Here is a 20684-nt window from a genome sequence, read left to right as displayed (position 1 = left end):
GGCCGTGGCCGACGATCAAGAAGACCAGCTCAAGTACTGGCAGAACCTGCGGACCCAAGCCGAGAACGGCGAACTGCGGATGGACAAGACCGTCGGGGAGGCCCTGGCGAAGCGCTGCGACACGTTCATCGGCCAGCTAAACGACATGGTGGTCCAGGCTACGAACCTCCAATACATCTCGGGGTTCGGCGGGTTGCGGTCGGCGACTCAGCTATCGGACAAGTTCGCCAAGAAGGCGCTCGGGGATGAAGACTCGGCCGTGAACCGACTCACCAAGGCCATCGAGATCACCGGGCTGATGAAGCAAACCTTCGAGCTGTCGGTCAAGCAGATAGCAGAGACCGACGACCAGACCTCGAGCGCGCTGGGCAATGCCGGTCCGTCCTGAGTGTCTGAACCGGGGGGTGCGACAGTGCGCGACAGTGGGGCCGTTCGGACGGAGCGTCGACGCTGCGTCGACGGAGCGTCCCATTCCGCAAGGGCCCAAATACCCGGCACTACCTGCGTAAACAGCCGGATTTCCAATGCGCGGGCGTGGTCTAAGAGAAGGTAATCTTCTCTTACCCTCCTAAAGAGGGTATAGAGAAGTATTCCTTCCGGCGGAACCCCGCCGTCGGGGTATTCGCCCCTCTGGGGGGCTCACCCCTCCGAGCGGGGCCGCCGGGCAAGAAAGCGCAAAGACACCCGGGGGACGCTGGCCAGACCGCGCACCGCAAATACCCGCGAACACCCGCGCACCGAGAATACCCAGGCGCCCCGGCGCACCGAAGAATTCCCTGGGGCAGGACACACCCACGCCCACCGCACCCCGGACAGTCGACAGGCATAGCCCGCCCTGAGTACAGGGAGAGCCATAGGGCCGCGAAAATCGACTCTGGGTAGGTCGGCATACCCCGAGGCAATTTCAGTCTCCCAGAATGCCGATATTAGTTTGACGATTAAGTGTCAAAGGGGGCTCGGCAGTCGAATTCAGAGCCGGTGCGATTACGTGTACCAAACACGACGATTGCACACTCCACGGCAGATACGCGGTGGCCACTGGTTTAATTGCTAGTGGATTTAGATACCACAAACCTGACGACATCCCTCGGAAGAAATCGAACAATTATGATGCCGCCCCTCTCCGCGCCCGCCACCCAGCGCACCCGAGCAGCCCGAACCGCGCTTGCTCAGCTGTACCGCAAGGACCGCCGAGGAACCGCAGCTCAGATTGCCGACGCCCGCCGACACTACGCACACGTACGGCTGTTGGACTGGATCGCAGCCCTGACGAGCGATGACGACGGTCTGCGGGGGCCGGTCGCGCCGTTTACCGCCGAGCAGGTCGCCAGCCTCACCGAGACGATCAAGGCCGCCGGTAACAGGCGATGAGCAGGCAGCGACGCAGGCCGTTCGCGGCGCTCATCGACACAAAGCTGCTCGGCGACGCCGCCAGGCTATCCGTGTCGGCAAAGCTGCTCCGGGTCGAGCTATTCGCCCACTCGGCAGCCAACGGCACCAACGGCACCGTCACCCGCGACGACATCACGAGCGCGGCCTCGATTGCCAAACCCTGGCGTGCGGCCGTTCCGGCACTTATCGAGTCGGGCAGGCTGGTCGAGGTCGGGCCGGGCATGTGGAAGCTCACCGAGTGGGACGACACCCAGGCCTCGACTAAGCAGCTCGAAGAAAAAGCCAAGGCCAAGCGCGACCAGTACAAGCCGAGAGCCAAGAGGTCGAAGCCGGCCGCGCCCCAGAGCTCCGATTCGGAGCCGAAAACCGTTGTGCCACTACTTACTCCCGGCGAAGCCGTCGACAAGCACACAGCCGGGGAGTTGACCCAGAAGCAGGCGCGGGCGGCCATTCTCGACTACGAAGACCACCGGGCCGATGAGCTGGCGCAGGCGTGGGCGGCGCTCCAATTCACGGGCAAGAGAGATGGTCTCGAGGTCCGCCTAACGAAAGCCGCCTACCAGCTGTATAAGAACCGGGGCGAAGACGAGCCCATGCCCATGCTGCTGCATCACGCCCGGCGCCTGGCCCTGGAACTAACCGATCAGCCGCCGTGGGCCGAAGCGATAGAGCCCGAAGCCGGGTGGCCGATTCGAATGGTTGTGAACGAATCCCGCGACATCCCGGAAGAGTTCGGCCAGACCTCCGCCGACGCCGTGCGATGGGCAGAGGAGCAGCGCGATGCCACTATCCGGCAAGAGCTGTGCTCGGAAATCGCACTGAGCGGGCTCCCCGGGTGGGACCGGTCCAAGATCCCCGCCGATGAACAGCGGCCAATTCCCGCCCTGAGCTGATCGCGATCAAGAGTTCACATCCGATACGCGCCTGCTGAACCGAAAGCAGCCCGCCCTTACGCCCCCTATTTTGCCCATGAAATTCGAGGGGGCTTTCATTAACTCGACCGGAGGCTTACGCAAATGAACGACCACAGCGACGATCTCAAATTTACTGTGCCCGACGCCATCCAGGTCTTCCACCGCAAGGACGGGAGCATCGGGCTAATGGAGGTGTACGCCTACCTCGACGGGGAAGCCGATGTCGCCGTCCTCGAAAGCTATGGCGCGGGCAGCTGGTAATACCGCCGCAATGACCACCAGCACCACCACCCGCGCCCGCCGAGCCATGCGCCGCATCAGGAAAGCCGACTACCAAGCCCTGCTGTCGATCCTGGGCCCTGAGCGCACGCCGCCCGAGATCCTCGCCTGGTTGAAGCGCCACGAGCCCACCAAAAGCCGCAACGAGGGCACCGGAGGAGCAGCATGAACACGCCGGACATGATGGCCCAGGCGCCGACCCCGTTCGACATCAAGGTGCGCCAGATCATCGCCTGGGCCGTGAACCGGCTCGAACCCGACAACAAGGCTCGACGCATCCAAGAGGGCGATCGGCCACGCATTCACCCCGGCGAGTATTTGACCCGCTTCACCTGGGGGCGCGATTTCCGGGGTGAGCCACTGGACTTGATCCTGGTTCCGACCTTGGCGTTACGGGACGACTCGGTTACCGCCGAGGAGATGTCCGAACATGCCGAGTCGATACCGACCGCGCCGGACGATTCCGGATGAGTGGGACGCCTGATCACGACGATACCCACTCGTGCCGACAGGAAAATACCCCCCTAGGGTATACTAGTAGTTATAGATTCACGACAGGCCGGGATTCAGATTCCACCGTCGCCGAACGAGTCCGCTGGACCACCGGAGACCAAGCCAGTCGAACAAAGGCTGGAAGGCACCCCATGGCAGTAGACAAGTACCGAAATCGCACACTAGACGTCGAGTTCCGCTCGTTGGCGACCGCCGAAACATCAGACGGCAGGACCCTCTCCGGACTCGTCGCACCGTTCGACCAGACCACCACCATCGGCAACCGCAGCGAAGGCCACTTCAGAGAAACACTGAAGCCGGGCTGTTTCCGCAAAACGCTCAGCGAACGCGCCCCCGCCAAAATCCCGATGCTCTGGCAGCACGGCAGAGATTCGGCAGTAGGCGGAACGCTCCCCGTGGGTGTCTATACGCATCTCGAGGAACGCGCCGACGGGCTGTACGCCGAGGGGCGCGTCTTCCAGAATGCCCACGCCGAAGCGGTTCGAGAAGCCGTAGCCGCCGGGGCAGTAGGTGGAGCCTCCATCGGATTCCGCGTTATATCGGAGGTCTGGATGGATTCCGACGGCAAGCGGCTGCACGGTGAAAGCATCTGGCGCGCCATGGCCCGGCCGGGAAGCCTCATCGACCGCCTCGTTACGGAGGTCGCGCTCATCGAGATTTCCCTGACGGCCACTCCCGCCTACTCCGGAACCGCAGTCGGTGTGCGAAATCGTTCGACGACAACCATTCCCAGAGACACAGCGCTGGCAAAGCTCCGGCTGCTCGATGAACTCTGAAAGCCAAGGAATCATTTAGAATGAGCACCAACGACAACGAATACCCCGCAGTTCGCAAGCGCGCCCGGACCATCTCCGAGATGCGCGAAGATATCGCCGAAATGCGCGCCCGCGCCGACGAGATCATGACCCGCTCGGAGGGCGACCTCTCCGGTGATGACGCCGACCAGTTCGAGGAGCTGACCGCGAACCTCCAGCGTGCCAAGGCTGAACTAGCCGATGCCGAAGCCCGGGTACAGACCCTCAAGGGCGCAGGTTCCAACCAGGTCGACAGCCCTGCCGCCCCCCGCCGCACCGCCAACACCGGCCGCGACATCGCCATGCGCAGTATCGACGCCGGGACCAAGCGCGGCCTGCTCGACGGCGAAAGCGCCACCACGGCCGAAAAGTTCCTCAAGTCCGCTCCGGCGGGCAGCTGGGCCGAGCGGTATATCGCCACCACCGGCTCCGAAGCCTACGAGCGAGCATGGGCCAAGGCTGTATCGAGCGAGCGGGGCCACCTCACCTGGACCGGTGAAGAGTCCGAAGCCTTCCGGGCCGTGAGTACCGTGCAGAACGAAATGCGCGGGCTCGGACTGGGTTCGCAGGGCGGGGCGTATCAGGTGCCGCTCAGCCTGGACCCCTCGGTCATCCTCACCAACGCCGGTGCGGCCAACCCCCTCCGCGAAATCTCGCGCATCGTCCAGATCACCACGGATTCGTGGCACGGCGTGAATTCGGCTGGCGCAACTGCGGAGTGGAAGGCCGAAGCGGTCGAAATCGCCGATGGTAGCCCGACCTACACCGCGCCCGACATCACCGCGCACGCCTACGATGTGTTCTCGCCGTTCAGCTTCGAGGTCGAGATGGACGCGCTCAACTTCATCAAGGAGCTTCAGCGGGTCATCGCCGACGCCGCCGGTATCCACACCGGGCTGGCCTACGCGACGGGCGCCTCCTCGGGACAGCCCATCGGTATCCGCAAGGCGCTGATCGATTCGGCCGGTAGTGCGAGCCTGGTGGACGCTGCGGGTGAGGCCATCACCGACGCCGACATCTACAAGCTCCAGAACGCCCTACCGGCCCGATATCAGGTCGGTGCCTCTTGGTCATGAACCTCGCGACCCTAAACCACCTCCGCCAGCAGGAGACCGAATCCGGCGCACTTAAGTTCCCGACGCTGCACTCGGACAAGCCGACCCTCCTCGGCCGCCCGGTGCGCGAACTGAGCCAGCTACAGGGCAACTCGGACATCACCCCGGCAGCCAATGACACCGTCTACCCGGTCATCTATGGCAACTTCAGCAATTTCGTCATCGTCGACCGGCTGGGCGCATCATTCGAGGTGGTGCCGCATCTGTTCGGTGCCAACCAGCGCCCAACCGGCCAGCGTGGCGGATTCCTGTTCGGGCGCACCGGATCGGACTCGGTGAACGACAACGCCTTCCGGATGCTCAAGGTCACCACGACCGCCTGATATAGGCCCTCGGCCCCACAACTCCACAGTGTGAACTTCGACGGCGCGGGCCCCAATTGGTTTCAGTCCCAGATTGGTCCACGCCGTCGAATCGGCCGGTTGCGCGAGGTGGGGTGTTCTTCTTCCGCCCCAGTCCTGGCAGACCGCGAAGGGCTTTCTTCCTCAGACCTTTCGCGGATTCGCGCCGCTGGCCTCTTCGAGTGCAACCGCACCGCGACCGCAAGCCCCTCCTCTTGGGCAGGGCAAGTTGGGGTTTGGACGGCGCGCCGCATGCACTCACACAGGGTCCCGTCTTCTCTCGATGTTTCAACGCCTTTGCTCATGGCGGTGCGGCAGAGAAGACGGGACCCTGCTCTTTTACTCCGACAACATACACGGGGCGCTCACTATGAACACCAGGCATATCCAACTGGCCCGGCTTATTTGGCTGCGGAAGCAGGCCCGCCGATCGGGCAACACCGCCGCGTTATCCGTCCTCGACCGCCTGATATCCAACCATCCGGACCAGCGCACCCAGCCTCCGCGCCGCATCCCTCGTGTGGCTCGCGTACCGAAGCGGCAGCAGCAACAGAGATCGCTACGAGCCGTGCGCCGACGCCAGCCGTAGGGCCCCGTGGGCAGGGCAGGGAGGACGCCGGGCAGAGGGGCGCGAGGAGAGGTGCCCCGTGCGCGTACCCTGCCCACACCACCCTCAACTGCATCCTAAGGTTCAGTCAATAGCTATGAACCACAACAACGTTCAGCATTCGAGCTCTGCAATCGTCACCAGCCCAAAGCGCATTCCCTGTCGACCGACCTCCGCGCAGAACCTCAAGGGCACCCAGCGCCCCGCCGCCCGACTCGCGCAGACCCCCCACGGCTCCGCCGCCGGACACCCCGCGCAGCACCCCCAGCGCGCCCAGCGGACCCAGCAACATCCCCCCACCACCACGCCCCACTCGCGCAGGCATAAGCACCCGCAGGGCACCACGAACTGCCCAGAAACCGGCGCAGGAGTGGTCGACCTCGAGAGCGATGCTGGCCGGAAATCTCGGATGGGTGGCCCGGCCCCGGGGGGATATGCGGCCACGAGAATTCGACCAGCAGTTCCCGACCCGCCCTCGCGGAATTTCCCCCTCTAAGGTCGAAAAATTATAGGGCCCTGACCTGGGGTTTTGCGGATACCCGCTGGGAGCGGCACGATTTTCGCCAAAACCGCCCCGATTTCGCCCCGATTTGGACCACTTCCCGGGGCCCGAAAATGAGATTCTGACCTACCCTATTGAGGTAGTCGTCCCGACCAGAACGATAAGTGCGCGAGGGCATGCTGGCCGGGTTGGTGGCCGGTAAGGCTGGGCCCCGATATACCGCTTCGGTATGCCAGTGATGCCGATCTGAGACCAACCCGCCACCGAGGGCGTCATGACCTGTGCTTCTTACCGCAATTTGACCGCTTTTTACCCATCTGACCTGCGGTTTTACCGGCGTAGCGTCGATCCCATGACACTCACAACGAAGACCGCCACCACCCCCGAACAGCGCGCAGTCGGCAATGTCCTGGCCCTTCTGACCGAATACGCCCTAGCCGTCGAGGACGAAGAACTGGCCGGGCCGCTGGTGAAGCTCCTCAACGCGCTGCACACCGAGAACTCCTACGCACGCATCTCCCGAGGCTGCCTGACGCGGCTGTGGGATGCCGGGCTCACCACTTCACCGCTCCTCGGTTTGGAGATCCCGCCCGACGGCCCCGGCTATCAGGGATTCCTGTCGGAGGGTCGGGAGATCTACCGCGAACTGGCCGGGGGCATCTACGGCGTGGAGAAGTAAACGACCATCCCAAGCGCAAAACAAGCGCCGACCACCGGCTGGAACGAAAGAACCCAGCACATCAGCGCCGGTCACGACAGCAAACACTCATGGACTAGCGGGCTTTCCGGGTTCGATTCCCGGCAGCTCCACAACTGGGCCCCTTACCTGCAACGCAGGTGAGGGGTTTTCCATGCGCTGACGACCTGGAGGTCCGGGTGAGTCGTGGTCGACGGCCGGATTTGGTCCGCCATCGGACGGCCGTGTCCACAGCAGCCCGGCGGGGTCGCGCTGTGTAGCGACCACCGGGTGCAGCAGTTCGACGACCTCGATCGGCACCGCGACAGTTCGGCCGACGGTGCCGCCGGCAGGAAGACGGTCTCCAGCAGGAAGACGGTGACGGTCGGCCGGGCACGGTCTCGGAGAGGAGCCCGCACAGCAGCGGGCCGAGGCCGGTACCGACCGCGATTCCGACGGCACCCGCCGGGTGCGGCGGCGAAGATCAGTCCGGCGACTATGGCCAGTACGAGGGCGGGCACCAACCGCCTTACGCCCCGAACGGTCCGAGGTGACCCCGGAAACCAGGCGGGCGACGGCCATACCGTCGCCGACTGGGTACCGCCGCCGGAGCAGGTCTACTGCCGAGTAACTTTTCCTGTAACCGAGCTTTTCTGTAACCCATCGTCCCACATATGTGTATGATCGCACCTGCCGGTGAACCGCCGCCGCGACCGCGTCGCGCGCGGTGCTGGTGACGATCGAGGAGGATCGATGAGGCTGTTCGGCAACGCCGCCCCCACGCGGGCGACCGACCCGGGAGACGTCGCGTTGAACGCTCGTGACGTGCGCTTCGACTGGGCCGGAATACCGCTGCACTGGATGGCCGCCGAACCTATCGCCTCCCATGTGATGAACTCACTCAACCTGCTGTTGCCCGAGGGCGAACGCAGCTTCCTCACCACCTTCGGCGAGGCGCTCCCCTTCGTCCGGGACGCGAAATTGCGCGAGGACATGCTCGGTTTCATCGGTCAGGAGTCGATGCACGCCGAAACCCACGCCGGCTCTCACAGCATGCTGCTCACTGCCAACGGCATCGACCCGCGGCCCTTCCTCGAGCACGCGGAATACCTCTTCCGCAAGACCATCGGCCCACGACAGGGCACGGGCACGCGCGCCGGTCGGCAGCAGCTTGTCGACCGACTCGGGGTCATCGCCTCCCTCGAGCACTTCTTCGCCTTCCTCGGCGACTGGGTGCTCAACAGCGATCTGGAGAAGTTCGACGCCGACCCGCGCATGCTCGATCTGTACCGCTGGCACGGGGCCGAAGAGGTGGAGCATCGCAATGTGGCCCACGATGTCGCCGAATACTTCGGGGTGGGCTATTTCCGGCGCGGTGCGCTGATGTTGCTGGTTTTCCCGTCGTTCCTGGTGCTGCTGGTCCGCGGTACGAAATATCTGGTACACCGGGATCCTTCGCTGCCCGACCCGGGGTACCCGCGGCTGCTGCTGAAGATCTTCGGTGCCATGAGCCGGGGCGCGCTACCCGGAATCCCCGCGCTGCTGATCAGTGCGCTGTCGACATTCCGGCCGGGCTACAGCCCCGAATCGGTCGGATCCACCGCCCAGGCCATCGCCTACCTTGCGCAGTCGCCGGCCGCGCGGTCGGCCTCGTGACCGTCGCGGATCCGCGACCGGTGCCGCCACCCCCGCTACCGTCCGATCTTTACGGCGGCAGGCACGGTGATCGCACGCTGCGCCTGCTCGACGCGATGGTGAACGCGCGGATGCGCTGGACCGCGCTCACCAATCGGCGCGATGTGGCGACGCGCGCCGATGACCGGCGGATCCTTGTCCGCGTCGTCGAGCGGCAGGTGCGGGCACACGACAACGATGTGGTGAGCCTGCGACTGGCCGCGGTGGACGGCCGGCGGCTACCGGCGTGGCGACCGGGCGCGCATCTGGACCTGGAACTGCCGTCCGGGCGGCTACGTCAGTACTCACTGTGCGGTGATCCGGCCGATACCTCGACCTATCGGATCGCGGTGCGCCGCATCCCGGACGGCGGCGGCGGTTCGAACGAAGTACACCGCGAAATCTCGATCGGCTCCGCGCTGGTGGTTCGGGGCCCGCGCAACGCGTTCCCGTTCGCGGTGCCGGGTCACGGATCGCCTGCCACCCGGCTGCGTTTCGTGGCCGGCGGGATCGGCATCACCCCGATCCTGCCCATGATGCGGTTGGCGGACTCCCTCGGCGTCGAGTGGACCATGCTGTACACCGGCCGTGCCCGCGACACTCTGCCTTTCCTGGACGAAGTGGAACGCTTCGGCGACCGGGTCACCGTGCGTACCGACGACCGGTCCGGGCTGCCGGCGGGCGCCGAACTCGTGGACGGTGTACGCCGAGGAACCGCCGTGTACTGCTGCGGGCCGGCGCCGATGGTCGGCGCGGTCGCTGCCGCTGTGCGCGAGATACCCGGAGTGGAACTGCATTCCGAACGGTTCTCGGCGCCACCGATCGTCGGCGGCGCGCCCTTCGAGATCGAATTGGCCCGCAGCGGTGAGGTTCTCGATGTCCCGGCCGACAGGTCCGCCCTGGATGTGCTGCTGGCGCACCGGCCGGATCAGCCCTACTCGTGCCGCCAGGGCTTCTGCCGCACCTGCAAGGTCCGAGTCCTGGCCGGCTCCCCCGACCACCGCGATTCCGTCCTGTCCCCCGCCGAACGCGCCGACGGCGCCCTGCTCGCGTGCGTATCGCGTTGTGCGGGCGGGCGCCTGGTACTCGACCTGTAGATCCGCAAGCATCGAGGAGTTAGCGTGACTGAACCCGACCACGAACGTATCGCGACCCGGCGCACGGTTCGCAGCGGCGCCTTCGACCTCGCAGTCTACGAATACGGTGACCCCGCCGCAGAAACCGTGATCCTGGTGCACGGCTGGCCCGATACGAACCACCTCTGGCACGGAGTGATCCCGCTGCTGGCGAGGCAGTTCCACGTGGTCGCCTACGACACCCGCGGGCACGGCGCCTCGACCCGGACCGGCCGGGTCGCCGATTTCCGGCTCACCGAGCTCGCCGCGGATTTCTTCGCGGTCGCCGATGCGGTGAGCCCCGGGCGGCCGGTCCACGTCCTCGCGCACGACTGGGGTTCGGTACAGGTCTGGGAGGCCGTCTGCGAGCCGGGGGCGGTCGAACGTATCGGCTCGTTCACCTCGGTGTCCGGCCCGAATCTCGACCACCTGGGTAAATGGGTCCGCGACCGGCTCGGCAGCCCCAGCCCGCGTAATATCTGGCAACCGTTCACCCAATTGCTGTCCTCGGCCTATACCGGGTTCTTCATGACTCCCGGCCTCCCGCGCTGGGCTTTCGGGCTGCTCGCCACGGAACAACGCTGGCGGCGGGTCATCCAGATCATGAACGAGACCGCGCCCTCGACGATCGCCTTCGCCCCGACCCTGAAGCGGGATATGGTCGACGGCCTGCTCATCTATCGCGCGAATATTCTCGCGCATCTACTCAATCCGCGGGAACGGACCACCGACGTACCGGTCCAGCTCATCGTGGCGGGGCGCGATATCGCGGTCCGGCCCGCCGGCTACGACGATACGGCGCGATGGGTCTCGCGTTTGTGGCGTCGCGACGTACCCGCCGGTCACTGGATGCCGTTCTCGCACCCCGACCTGTTGGCCACCGCCACCACCGATTTCGTGGATGCCCTGCGCAGAGGCGAGGTCACTGCGGGCGTCACGCAGCGAATCGCCGGCGGGGAGCCGGCCCGCCGGTTGCGCGCGGTCCGGCCCACCGGCACCGACTGAATCGCACGGCACGAGTATTCGGCGGGATGATCCCCGGCCCGGAATCCGGGTTCACGACGCGGCCGGCGGCTCGGTGGGCTCCGGGTGGGCGCGGCGGAAACGCTCCCCCCAGGCCCGTATGTGCTCGATCAGTTCCGGAGGCTGCAGGACCCGGAAATCGGCGCCGAGCGATCCCAGCGACATGGTGGGCCAGTCCAGGGAGTCGGTGGTCATCGACACCCGGCAGCGTCCCGGATCGACCTCCTCGACCTTGCCCCACCGCCCGAGGTGTTGCCGGACGAACTCGGCCGGGGCGTCGACCAGCACCTCGATCCGGTGCGGATGCGGCATATTGTCCACCCCCGACCGGACGAATTCCGCGGCGTCGGCCGTGGGCAGTTCCCGGGGACGGAATCGTGAACCATCGCCCTCGGGGCCGATGAGCCGGTCGATCCGGAAGCTGCGCCAATCGTGGCGGGTCAGGTCGAACGCCACCAGGTACCAGCGTCGCCCCAGCGACACCAGGCGATACGGTTCGATGTGCCGCTCGGTGCGCCGGCCGTCCGCGGCGGTGTAGGTGAAACGCAACCGCTCGCTGTCGCGGCAGGCCATCGCGACCGCGGTGAGCGCTGCCGGGTCCGGTCCCGCGCCGGGGCGCCCACCACCCCAGTCGGCGGGGACCGTCATGGACCGGATCGCATCCACCCGCTTGCGCAGCCGGGGCGGCATCACCTGCACCACCTTCGCCAGCGCCCGCACCGAGGATTCCGCCACGCCTTCGACCATGCCCTGCATCGCGAACTGGAGTCCGACCACAAGCGCCACGGCCTCGTCGTCGTCGACCATCAGCGGGGGCAGCGCCGCCCCGGCGGCCAGCTGATAGCCGCCGTCTACACCCCGCTGGGCTTCCACCGGGTATCCCAGTTCCCGAAGCCGGTCGATATCGCGGCGCAACGTCCGCGGTGAAACCTGCAGCCGTGCGGCCAGGTCGTTACCGGGCCAGTATTTGTGGGTCTGCAGCAACGACAGCAGGCGCAACGTCCGTGTGCTCGTATTGGCCATACCGTCGATTGTTCTCGAATTGCGGTCGGATAGTGGCCGCTGGCCGGATTCCGTCGAGCGATGACGCGCCCCCACTCATCCGAGCGCCTGGCTAGCCGGAGCCGAGCGCACGCAGTGATACGCCGGTAATGGTGTCGGCGTGGATCGACCCGTCCGCGTGCTTGCGGCCGTAGACCAGGATCGGCGCGCCCTCGGCGATGGCCGCGATCGTGGTGGCGACCAGGACATAGACCTTGGTGTGCGCGTCGGCGTGGACGACGACCTCGGCATGGCTGATCTCGCTCATGACCGTGAGCGTGCTGCCGTCGTTGGTCAGGACCTTGCCCCAGGCGAAACCCGCCCCGATATCGGGGGATTCCACGGGGGGCTCCTGTTCGCGAGATGTCATGGTCGAGACGGCCGTGGCCGAGGTCGGGCCGGCGGCCATGTTCTGGCCGCTCGTCCGGCCGAGGTAGAAGAATCCCACCGCGAGCAGAACAGCGATCCCGATACACAGACCGACGAGTGCGTGACCGCTTGCGGGAAGCGATTCCAGGGCTTCGGTTTCCGGCACGAACCAGGCAGCGTCCGCCGAATCCCGGCGTTCCACCGGCGTCTGCGGGTAGCCACCCGAACGCCCGGAGTCCGACCGTGCGAACGGTGGCGGCGCCGGATGCGCGGCAGGTGTCGCCGCATCTTCCACGCCGCTACCCTGCGCGCTGGTGGGCGGACAGGCGGGCAGATCGTCGTCGTCTCCGGCCGCGGAGTCGGGGGTGCGCGCATCGTCCCCACCGCCGGACTCCTGTGCGGCGGAGCCGAGAAGACGAACCGAATCGAACGGCCCGGCAACCGCCGAGCGATCCCGGAACGCGCGGTTGGTCGAGGCACGGATTACACGAGGGTCCAAGTCGCCGAATTCACCGGCGGACAAACTCGGGGCGCGGCGTGACCGCGACCACGGAGTGTGCTTGTTGGACATACTGCCAGGTTAGGTCCTCTGTCCAGGCCCCTATCGTCACTGACGGGAGCAATCATCGGATGAAAGCGGTTCTGTAGCACCGACTTCCGCCGAGGCGGCTCATCCGGTCGCCAATACCTCCAGAACCTGTTCTCCGTATCGTGCCAGCTTGTTCTCGCCCACACCGTTCACCGTGCCCAGTGCCCCCAGATCTGCGGGCTTACGTGCGGCAATATCGCGCAGGGTGGCATCGTGGAACACCACATAGGCGGGGACGCCCTGTTCCTTGGCGGTTTCGGCCCGCCACTGCCGCAGTTTTTCGAACAGCGAGGTATCGGCGGGGTCGAGATCGACGGGGGCGGACCTCCCGGATTTCGCACTACGCGCCGCCCGGGAGGGAGTGGGCCGTTCGGGTTCGCGGCGCAATCGGACGGTGCGGCCTTCGAAGAGGACCGCTTCACTCGCCTCGGTCAGGGCGAGCACGCCGTAGTCCCCGTGGACCATGAGCAACCCCTGAGCCAGGAGCTGTCGGATCACACCGCGCCACTGGGTATCGCGCAGATCGGTGCCGATGCCGAACACACTGAGCTCATGGTGGTCGTACTGCTGCACCTTCTGATTCTGTTTGCCGAGCAGGATATCGATGAGATGGCCCGCGCCGAAGCTCTGACCGCGCTCCCGTTTCAGGCGCAGGACGGCCGAGAGCAGTTTCTGCGCGGCGACGGTGCCGTCCCAGGATTCGGGTGGATTCAGACAGGTATCGCAGTTCCCGCACGGCTGCGGTGGCTGGCCGAAATAGGCCAGCAACTGAGCACGGCGGCAGTCGACGGTCTCGCACAGCGCGAGCATCGCGTCGAGGTGCAGCTGCAACTGGCGGCGGTGCGCGGCATCGCCCTCGGAGGTCTCGATGAGTTTGCGCTGCTGCACCACGTCCTGCAGGCCGTAGACCATCCAGGCTGTGGACGGCAGCCCGTCCCGGCCGGCGCGTCCGGTCTCCTGGTAGTAGCCCTCGACGGACTTGGGCAGGTCGAGGTGGGCGACGAAACGGACGTCGGGTTTATCGATACCCATACCGAACGCGATGGTCGCGACGACCACCAGACCCTCCTCACGCAGGAAACGAGCTTGGTTCTCCGCGCGGGTCCGATGATCCAGTCCGGCGTGATACGGGACCGCCCGGATGCCGTTCTCGGTGAGGAACGCAGCCGTCTTCTCCACGGAATTGCGGGACAGGCAGTAGACGATCCCGGCGTCCCCGGGATGCTCGGCACGCAGGAAATCCAGGAGCTGGCGATCGGGCCGGTTCTTCGGTTCGATGCGGTACTGGATATTGGGCCGGTCGAAACTGGCCACGAACCGCTGCGCCTGTGCCAGATCCAGCCGGGTGATGATCTCGTCGCGAGTCTTCTCGGTCGCGGTGGCGGTGAGCGCGATCCGGGGCACATCGGGCCAGCGTTCGTGCAGCATGGACAACGCCAGGTAATCCGGGCGGAAATCGTGGCCCCACTGCGATACGCAGTGCGCCTCGTCGATCGCGAACAGCGCGACCCGGCCCCGGCCGAGCAACTGCGCGGTGGATTCCATCCGCAGCCGCTCGGGCGCCAGGTACAGCAGGTCGAGTTCACCGGCCACGAACTGCGCTTCCACCGCGCGCCGTTGGTCCGGGAACTGGGTGGAGTTGAGGAAACCGGCCCGCACCCCGAGCGCGCTGAGCGCGTCCACCTGGTCCTGCATGAGCGCGATCAGCGGGGAGACCACCACCCCGACACCGTCGCGGACCAGCGCGGGAATCTGGTAGCACAGCGATTTGCCGCCGCCGGTGGGCATGAGCACGAGTGCGTCGCCGCCGCCGATCACCTGGTCGACGATCGCACGCTGCTCCCCCCGGAAACTGTCGTAACCGAACACCCGGCTCAGAATCCGCTGTGCCGCATCGGTTCCGGTACCTGACTCGACAGCGGGCACGGTAGGGGCTTCGGGGGATTCCACGCGGCCCATCCTACGAGTCCCGGCGGACAGCCGGAGGGGCCCTCGGCGGGGGTACCGGGACAGAACCCGTTTTGCGCACATGTGGACATCGGCCACCGGCGCCTGCGCCCGCCGCCCGGTGTCGATCTCACCCCGGCCGATACCGCTAGGCGCTGATCAGAGAACCAGCTCACGGCCATTTCTCGAAAATTTCGGCCGGGCGGTAATTGAGGTCGGAAAGTGGCTGCTAGGGGCCATACCGTTGCTTTCGAACACGGATTCCACCGGACCCCTGACCGAAGGCGAAGACCATGGACGAGACCGCCACCCTCCCCGAGCCCGGCACCGGCGCGGCCCTCTCCGGCGAACAGGCCGACCTGCTCGCCGAACTGCGCGCCGCGCGCTTCTTCCTCCGCTTCACCACCCGTGACCTCACCGACGAGCAGGCCGCGGCCCGCCCCACACCCAGCGACCTGTGCCTGGGCGGGCTGATCAAGCACGTCACCGGGTGCGAACGCGGCTGGGTGGAGTCCATCGTCGACGGAAGCTCGACCTCCAAGGATTTCGACGATCTGACCGCCGAGGACTTCGCGGCTCGGGAGGACGAGTTCCGCATGCTGCCCGGCGAGACGCTGGCCGGGGTTCTCGCGGCCTATGACGAGGTGGCGCGGCGGACCGACGAGATGGTGGCCACCCTGCCCGACCTGGACGCGAAGTGGCCGCTGCCGAAAGCGCCCTGGTTCCAGGAGACCCACTGGTCCACGCGCCGGGTGCTGCTGCACATCATGGCCGAGACCACCCAGCACGCGGGGCACGCGGATATCATCCGCGAGGCGATCGACGGCGCCAAGACCATGGGCTGACCGGCCTGTGGAACACCCCCGCGTCCACTCGGGTGCGGGGGTGGTTGCGCCATTCGAGGACCGGTCGGCCGACACGATCACCGGTACGTCCGGCCGCATCCGGTCTCAGGAGGCGACGAGCCGCGACTCCACCTCGTCCGGTGCCGCGAGACGGCGGCGCCGGCTCGGCAGCAGCATCGTCGGATGGGCGGTGCTCCAGGCCGCGCCCGCGCAGATGAACTCCTTGACGCGGGCAGCGAACCGGCCGGTGAGAACGGTGGTCGTGGGCGCGTCCTCGCGAGTCACCCGCTGGACGATTCCGTCGCGGCGACCGAGGCTGATGCACTGCGTGGCGTAGCCGATGGTCGTCTCCGGGACCTTTCCGCCGGTCAACCGTGCGGCCAGGCTGTCGGCCGCATGCCAGGCCATCGGGCTCGCCGTCGCGCAGGCCATTCGCAGCGGCGCACCGCCCGCCCCTTCGGCCGACGCGGCATCGCCGATGGCGTACACATCGGGGTGCGATACCGAGCGCATCGTCGCGTCGACGACGATCCGGCCGGTAGCGGAGACCGCCAGCGTGGTCGCCGCCGCGATCGAATGGACGGTGAAACCGGCGGTCCACACCGTGACATCGGCCGCGATTCTGCGGCCATCCCCGACAGCCACCCCGTCGGCCTCGACACCGATGATGTCGGCGTTCTCGTGGACCGTGATACCGAGCCGGTCGAAGACCACACGCAGGTGATTGCGCGCTTTATCGTGGAGCCAGGAGCCGATGCCGCCGCGGGCGGCGATCGCGACCGCGAGGTCGGGCCGGGCCTCGGCTATCTCGGTGGCCGCTTCGACAGCGGTCAGACCACCACCGGCGACCAGTACAGTCGCCCCGGCGGTCAGTTCACCCAGGCGCGCCCGCAGCCGCAGCGCCGCCTGTTTCCCGGCGATATTGTGCGCGTATTCGGCGGCACCGGGGACGCCGTGGTCGGCGGAGGTACTGCCGAGGGCGTATACGAGAGTGTCGTAGCTGAGGGTTTCGGCGCTGTTCTGCCCGGTGATGGCGACGGTCCGGCGGTCCACGTCGACCGCCGTGACCAGGGCGGTCCGGACCTGGACTCCGCTTCCGGCGTAGACAGCGCGTAGCGGGCGGTGGGGCAATTCCTGTCCGGTCGCGAGCTGGTGCATACGCACTCGTTCGACGAAGTCGGGGTCGGCATTGACCATGGTGATCGCGAAGTCGTCGCGGTGCAGCCGCTTGGCCAGGCGACCGGCGGCGATTGCCCCGGCGTATCCGGCTCCGAGGACGACGATGTGGTGCTTCATGGCTGGGCTCCTATCTGATTGCACTCACCTCCTGAACCGAACAGCGGCGCGATCCCTGACAGGAAAGGATTGTGATGTGGGTCACCACGATGTCGCGAGCGGGACATGCGGACCGGTGGCCGCCCACTCGCGAGCGAGAGTGGCCAGTTTCGCGGGCGCGACCTGGAGGTGGATGGCAGCGATACCCGCATGCCCCACCTCGAGGCAGAAGAGGCCGTAGACCCGGTCACCGGCTTCGACCAGCACGGCCGGATCGCCGTTGACGACGGTCGCGTAGAAGGCGAGATCGTCGCCGACGAACGCCCGCTTGGCATCGGTCGGCCGGAACATGTTGCGCACGTAGCGAGCGATCGCGGCTGCTCCGACGACCGGAATCTTGCGGGCGGGGATCACACCGCCGCCGTCGGCCACACTGACCGCGCCGTCGGTGAGCAGCCGGACCAGCGGCTCGGTGTCGCCGCTGAGCGCCGCGGCCAGGAACTCCTCGGCGATCTTGCGGGCGGCCGCCGCGTCCACCTCGGTACGGGACCGGCTCACGCCGATATGCTGCCGGGCCCGCCGGTAGATCTGCTGGCAGTTGGATTCGCCGATGTCGAGGATCTGCGCGATATCGCGGTGCGAGTACCCGAATGCCTCGCGCAGCACGTACACCGCCCGCTCGTTCGGCGACAACCGCTCCATGAGCACGAGCATCGCGAGGGAAACCGATTCGCGCTGTTGCGCGGTCTCGGCCGGGCCGAGCATCGGGTCACCGGCGAGAACCGGCTCCGGGAGCCACTGCCCCACATAGGTTTCCCGTCTGGCCCGCGCCGAGGTGAGCTGATTGAGGCACAGATTGGTGAGCACCTTGGTCAGCCAGGCCTCGGGTGTCCCGATCAGTGTCCGATCCGCCGCGTGCCAGCGGAGGAAGGTCTCCTGTACCGCGTCCTCCGCGTCACCGGCCGACCCCAGCAGCCGATAGGCGATCGCCTCCAGGCGGCCCCGCGCGCCCTCGAAGAGATCCGCCTCGCGCGTACTGACCGACATCACCCCATCCTCGGCCATCCGCCCTGGTCGCGTCCACCGCGCCGGAGCAACTACCTCGCTGTCACCGGCGTGAGCGCACACAGCCCGCGACCCCGGCTCGCCACCGCCGGGCCTATCCGCCGAGACGGTTCAGAACCTGCCGGTGCAGAAGGCCGTTGGATGCCACCGCGTCCCCGCCGTGCGGCCCGCCCCGTCCGTCGAGGGCGGTGAAGGTCCCGCCGGCCTCGCGGATCAGGATGTCGAGCGCGGCCAGATCCCACAGCGAGACTTCGGGTTCGGTGGCGATATCCACCGCTCCTTCGGCGACCAAGCAGTAGTTGAAGAAGTCGCCGTAGCCGCGGACCCGCCAGACCTCGTCGGTGAGGTCGATGAACTTCTCCCGCAGGCCGCGGTCGCGCCAGCCGGAAAGGCTGGAGAACGCGAGGCTGGCCGACCCGAGATCGGCCACCGCGCTGACATTGATCGGCTGTGGGGCCCCGGGATGGAAACTCGACCAGGCGCCCTGCCCCGCCGCGGCCCACCAGCGACGGGCCAGCGCGGGCGCACTCACGACGCCGACCACCGGTACACCGTCCTCCAGCAGGGCGATGAGGGTGGCCCAGACCGGGACCCCGCGTACGAAGTTCTTGGTGCCGTCGATCGGGTCCACGACCCACTGCCGACCGGTGAATTCGGCGGTTCCACCGAACTCCTCGCCGAGGACAGCGTCCGCGGGACGACCGTGCCGCAGGATCCGGCGGATGGCCTCCTCCACCGCGAGATCGGCGTCCGATACCGGGGTGAGGTCCGGTTTGGCGTCGACCTTCAGATCCTGGGCACCGAACCGTTCCCGGGTTATCGCATCGGCCTCGTCGGCCAGCCGCAGCGCGAGTTCGAGATCAGAGGAGTGAGCAGCCACACCCGAACACTATCGAGTCGGTTCGGGCGCGGCCGCGTGCCGTGCCCGAACCGCGCGCCGTGCCGTCGCACGGACGGTCCGGTATTCAGGCCGCGACCGCACGGGCCGTCACCAGTGCCTCCGCCCACCAGTGCAGCCGGTCCAGCATCACCTGAGCCGCAGCCGCCGGCTCGTCGGGCGCGAGCAACTGCCCGTCCTCCCCGAACAGCAGGTAGTAGCGAGGGAACGAGACGTACTCACGCACGGTGTGCGCGTCGAGTTCGTTGAACACCTGCCGCAACTGTTCGATGGCCAGCAGGCCACCACTGGCCCCGCTGTAGCCGACGAACGCGATCGCTTTGCCCTGCCATTGGGTGAAATGCCAATCGATGACGGCTTTCAGGGAGGCCGGGAAGCTGCGGTTGTAGTCGGGGGTCACGACAACGAACGCGTCGGCGGCCGCGAGCCGTTCGGTCAGGTCGCGCATCCCCGCGGGGCGCGGCGGATTCGGTTCCAGCGCCGGAGGTACCGCGGGCAGTTCCAGTGGGGTCTCGGCGTCGGCCAGATCGATCACATCGATCTCGAACCGATCGTGGCCGGCGGCCTGCGCGGTGATCCACGAGGCGACGACCGGTCCGAAGCGGCCTTCGCGAACACTGCCGATGATCACCGCGAGACGCAGTGGCGTACTGGACATTCTGTGCTCCTTCGGTCGGGCGACCAGGCGGCCGCCGATTCCTGTCGAATCTGCCGTGGTGCGCGTCCGGTGGGGAGACCGTGCCGAGAGTGGTACTGCCACGGCCACCCTGAGCCGGGCACCGCGTCGTACCGTGGGCCTGTGAGCGAGAACGAGATGGGCCTGTTCCTGCGCAGCAGGCGCGACGCGGTGACACCGGCTCAGGTGGGGCTGCCCACCGGCGCCCGCCGCCGGGCGCCGGGGCTGCGCCGGTCGGAGCTCGCCACGCTGGCCGGGGTGAGCGTCGAATACATCACCCGTCTCGAACAGGGCCGCGACCGCAACCCGTCACCTCAGGTACTCGCGGCACTGGCCGACGCGCTTGCGCTCACCTCGGCAGAACGTATTCACCTGTACCGCCTGACCAAGGCGGATACCGGCTTCAACTGTATGGGCCGGGCCCGGCCCGGCCGGGAGATCCGGCCGATGGTCCGGGCGTTGCTCGATCAACTCGAACCCGCGGCGGCGGTCGTCGTCAATCGCCTCACCGAAGTCCTGGCCTGCACGGACGGCTACCGGCGGTTGATGGAACCGACCGGTGCAATGGATGGGGAGCATTTCGCCAACCTCGCCCTTTTCGCCTTCACCGATCCGCGGGCCCGCGCGGTCTATCCGGATTGGGATCGTCTGGCCGACCAGCTGGTGGCCACCCTCAAACAGGGCCCCTTCCGCGCCGACCCGGAGATCGCGGCCCTGGCCGACCAGCTCACCGTCACCGCCGGTGCGGCGTTCACCGACCGCGTCGCCACCGTGCCCAATCTGCCCGCGGCCACCGGCGTGACCCGGATGGCCCACCCGGCAGCCGGGACGCTGCGGCTGGCGTACGAGACCCTCGATCTGTTCGCCGACGACGATCAGCAGCTGATCGTCCATCTGCCCGCGGACCCGGCGACGGCCGATGCGCTGGACCGGCTGGCCGGCCACCGGCCCGGTAACCTGCGTGCCGTCCCGAGCTGAACCGTGGGCTCCGGCGGCGGCTACCGGCCCGCGCTGTTTCATCACGATGGACGCTC

General features: G+C 67.0%; 20 protein-coding genes and 1 pseudogene. 14 read left to right on the top strand and 7 right to left on the bottom strand.

Going from position 1 to position 20684, the window contains the following annotated elements:
- Positions 1-4: 4 nt before the first annotated feature.
- The 12 genes and pseudogenes from OG405_RS02800 (at position 5) to OG405_RS02740 (ending at position 10927) form a co-directional block, all read left to right on the top strand.
- A complete protein-coding gene (locus OG405_RS02800) occupies positions 5-388 on the top strand; it encodes a hypothetical protein (RefSeq protein WP_327150071.1) in 384 nt (127 codons plus the stop codon).
- A 719-nt stretch (positions 389-1107) separates the two neighbouring features.
- On the top strand, positions 1108-1371 hold the full coding sequence (locus OG405_RS02795) for a hypothetical protein (RefSeq protein ID WP_327150070.1): 264 nt from the start codon (positions 1108-1110) through the stop codon (positions 1369-1371).
- Positions 1368-2285, top strand: a complete 918-nt coding sequence (locus tag OG405_RS02790) for a hypothetical protein (protein ID WP_327150069.1) — start codon at positions 1368-1370, stop codon at positions 2283-2285. The genes OG405_RS02795 and OG405_RS02790 overlap by 4 nt, the downstream gene beginning before the upstream one ends.
- A 123-nt stretch (positions 2286-2408) precedes the next feature.
- Positions 2409-2567, top strand: a complete 159-nt coding sequence (locus OG405_RS02785) for a hypothetical protein (RefSeq protein WP_327150068.1) — start codon at positions 2409-2411, stop codon at positions 2565-2567.
- Between the two features lie 10 nt (positions 2568-2577).
- Positions 2578-2754 (top strand): hypothetical protein, encoded by a 177-nt coding sequence (locus OG405_RS02780; protein ID WP_327150067.1) that lies wholly within the window; start codon positions 2578-2580, stop codon positions 2752-2754.
- On the top strand, positions 2751-3056 hold the full coding sequence (locus tag OG405_RS02775; protein WP_327150066.1) for a hypothetical protein: 306 nt from the start codon (positions 2751-2753) through the stop codon (positions 3054-3056). Before OG405_RS02780 ends, OG405_RS02775 begins: the two co-directional genes overlap by 4 nt.
- A 224-nt stretch (positions 3057-3280) precedes the next feature.
- Positions 3281-3874, top strand: a complete 594-nt coding sequence (locus tag OG405_RS02770) for an HK97 family phage prohead protease (protein WP_327150065.1) — start codon at positions 3281-3283, stop codon at positions 3872-3874.
- A 20-nt stretch (positions 3875-3894) separates the two neighbouring features.
- A pseudogene (locus OG405_RS02765) lies at positions 3895-5330 on the top strand (phage major capsid protein).
- Positions 5331-6809: 1479 nt separating this feature from the next.
- A complete protein-coding gene (locus OG405_RS02755) occupies positions 6810-7136 on the top strand; it encodes a hypothetical protein (protein ID WP_327150062.1) in 327 nt (108 codons plus the stop codon).
- Between the two features lie 750 nt (positions 7137-7886).
- Entirely contained in the window at positions 7887-8789 is a 903-nt protein-coding gene (locus OG405_RS02750) for a metal-dependent hydrolase (RefSeq protein ID WP_327150061.1), read from the top strand.
- Positions 8786-9904, top strand: coding sequence for a PDR/VanB family oxidoreductase (locus OG405_RS02745; RefSeq protein ID WP_442790654.1), 1119 nt, complete (start codon positions 8786-8788; stop codon positions 9902-9904). Before OG405_RS02750 ends, OG405_RS02745 begins: the two co-directional genes overlap by 4 nt.
- Positions 9905-9928: 24 nt before the next feature.
- A complete protein-coding gene (locus OG405_RS02740) occupies positions 9929-10927 on the top strand; it encodes an alpha/beta fold hydrolase (protein ID WP_327150060.1) in 999 nt (332 codons plus the stop codon).
- Positions 10928-10978: 51 nt separating this feature from the next.
- Here the strand turns inward: OG405_RS02740 and OG405_RS02735 are convergent, their stop codons facing one another.
- The 3 genes from OG405_RS02735 to recQ form a co-directional block, all read right to left on the bottom strand.
- On the bottom strand, positions 10979-11968 hold the full coding sequence (locus OG405_RS02735; protein WP_327150059.1) for a helix-turn-helix transcriptional regulator: 990 nt from the start codon (positions 11966-11968) through the stop codon (positions 10979-10981).
- Positions 11969-12059: 91 nt separating this feature from the next.
- The gene (locus OG405_RS02730) at positions 12060-12926 is read right to left on the bottom strand and encodes a hypothetical protein (protein ID WP_327150058.1); all 867 of its coding nucleotides are present in this window, start codon (positions 12924-12926) and stop codon (positions 12060-12062) included.
- 99 nt (positions 12927-13025) lie between these two features.
- Positions 13026-14894, bottom strand: a complete 1869-nt coding sequence (gene recQ / locus OG405_RS02725) for a DNA helicase RecQ (RefSeq protein WP_327150057.1) — start codon at positions 14892-14894, stop codon at positions 13026-13028.
- 290 nt (positions 14895-15184) lie between these two features.
- On the opposite strand from recQ, the gene OG405_RS02720 reads away from it, so the two are divergent.
- Positions 15185-15736, top strand: coding sequence for a DinB family protein (locus OG405_RS02720; RefSeq protein ID WP_327150056.1), 552 nt, complete (start codon positions 15185-15187; stop codon positions 15734-15736).
- Positions 15737-15841: 105 nt separating this feature from the next.
- Here OG405_RS02720 and OG405_RS02715 read toward each other — a convergent pair whose 3' ends face one another.
- From OG405_RS02715 to OG405_RS02700, 4 genes are all read right to left on the bottom strand, one after another.
- The gene (locus OG405_RS02715) at positions 15842-17032 is read right to left on the bottom strand and encodes an NAD(P)/FAD-dependent oxidoreductase (protein ID WP_327150055.1); all 1191 of its coding nucleotides are present in this window, start codon (positions 17030-17032) and stop codon (positions 15842-15844) included.
- Between the two features lie 81 nt (positions 17033-17113).
- Positions 17114-18058, bottom strand: a complete 945-nt coding sequence (gene sigJ / locus OG405_RS02710) for an RNA polymerase sigma factor SigJ (protein ID WP_327150054.1) — start codon at positions 18056-18058, stop codon at positions 17114-17116.
- 112 nt (positions 18059-18170) lie between these two features.
- Positions 18171-18956 (bottom strand): histidinol-phosphatase, encoded by a 786-nt coding sequence (gene hisN / locus OG405_RS02705; RefSeq protein ID WP_327150053.1) that lies wholly within the window; start codon positions 18954-18956, stop codon positions 18171-18173.
- Positions 18957-19041: 85 nt separating this feature from the next.
- On the bottom strand, positions 19042-19632 hold the full coding sequence (locus OG405_RS02700; protein WP_327150052.1) for an NADPH-dependent FMN reductase: 591 nt from the start codon (positions 19630-19632) through the stop codon (positions 19042-19044).
- A 141-nt stretch (positions 19633-19773) separates the two neighbouring features.
- On the opposite strand from OG405_RS02700, the gene OG405_RS02695 reads away from it, so the two are divergent.
- A complete protein-coding gene (locus tag OG405_RS02695) occupies positions 19774-20628 on the top strand; it encodes a helix-turn-helix domain-containing protein (RefSeq protein ID WP_327150051.1) in 855 nt (284 codons plus the stop codon).
- Positions 20629-20684: the final 56 nt, after the last annotated feature.

It is taken from the genome of Nocardia sp. NBC_01329, assembly GCF_035956715.1.
Lineage (GTDB): Bacteria > Actinomycetota > Actinomycetes > Mycobacteriales > Mycobacteriaceae > Nocardia.
This window is presented reverse-complemented; position numbering and strand designations above follow the sequence as displayed.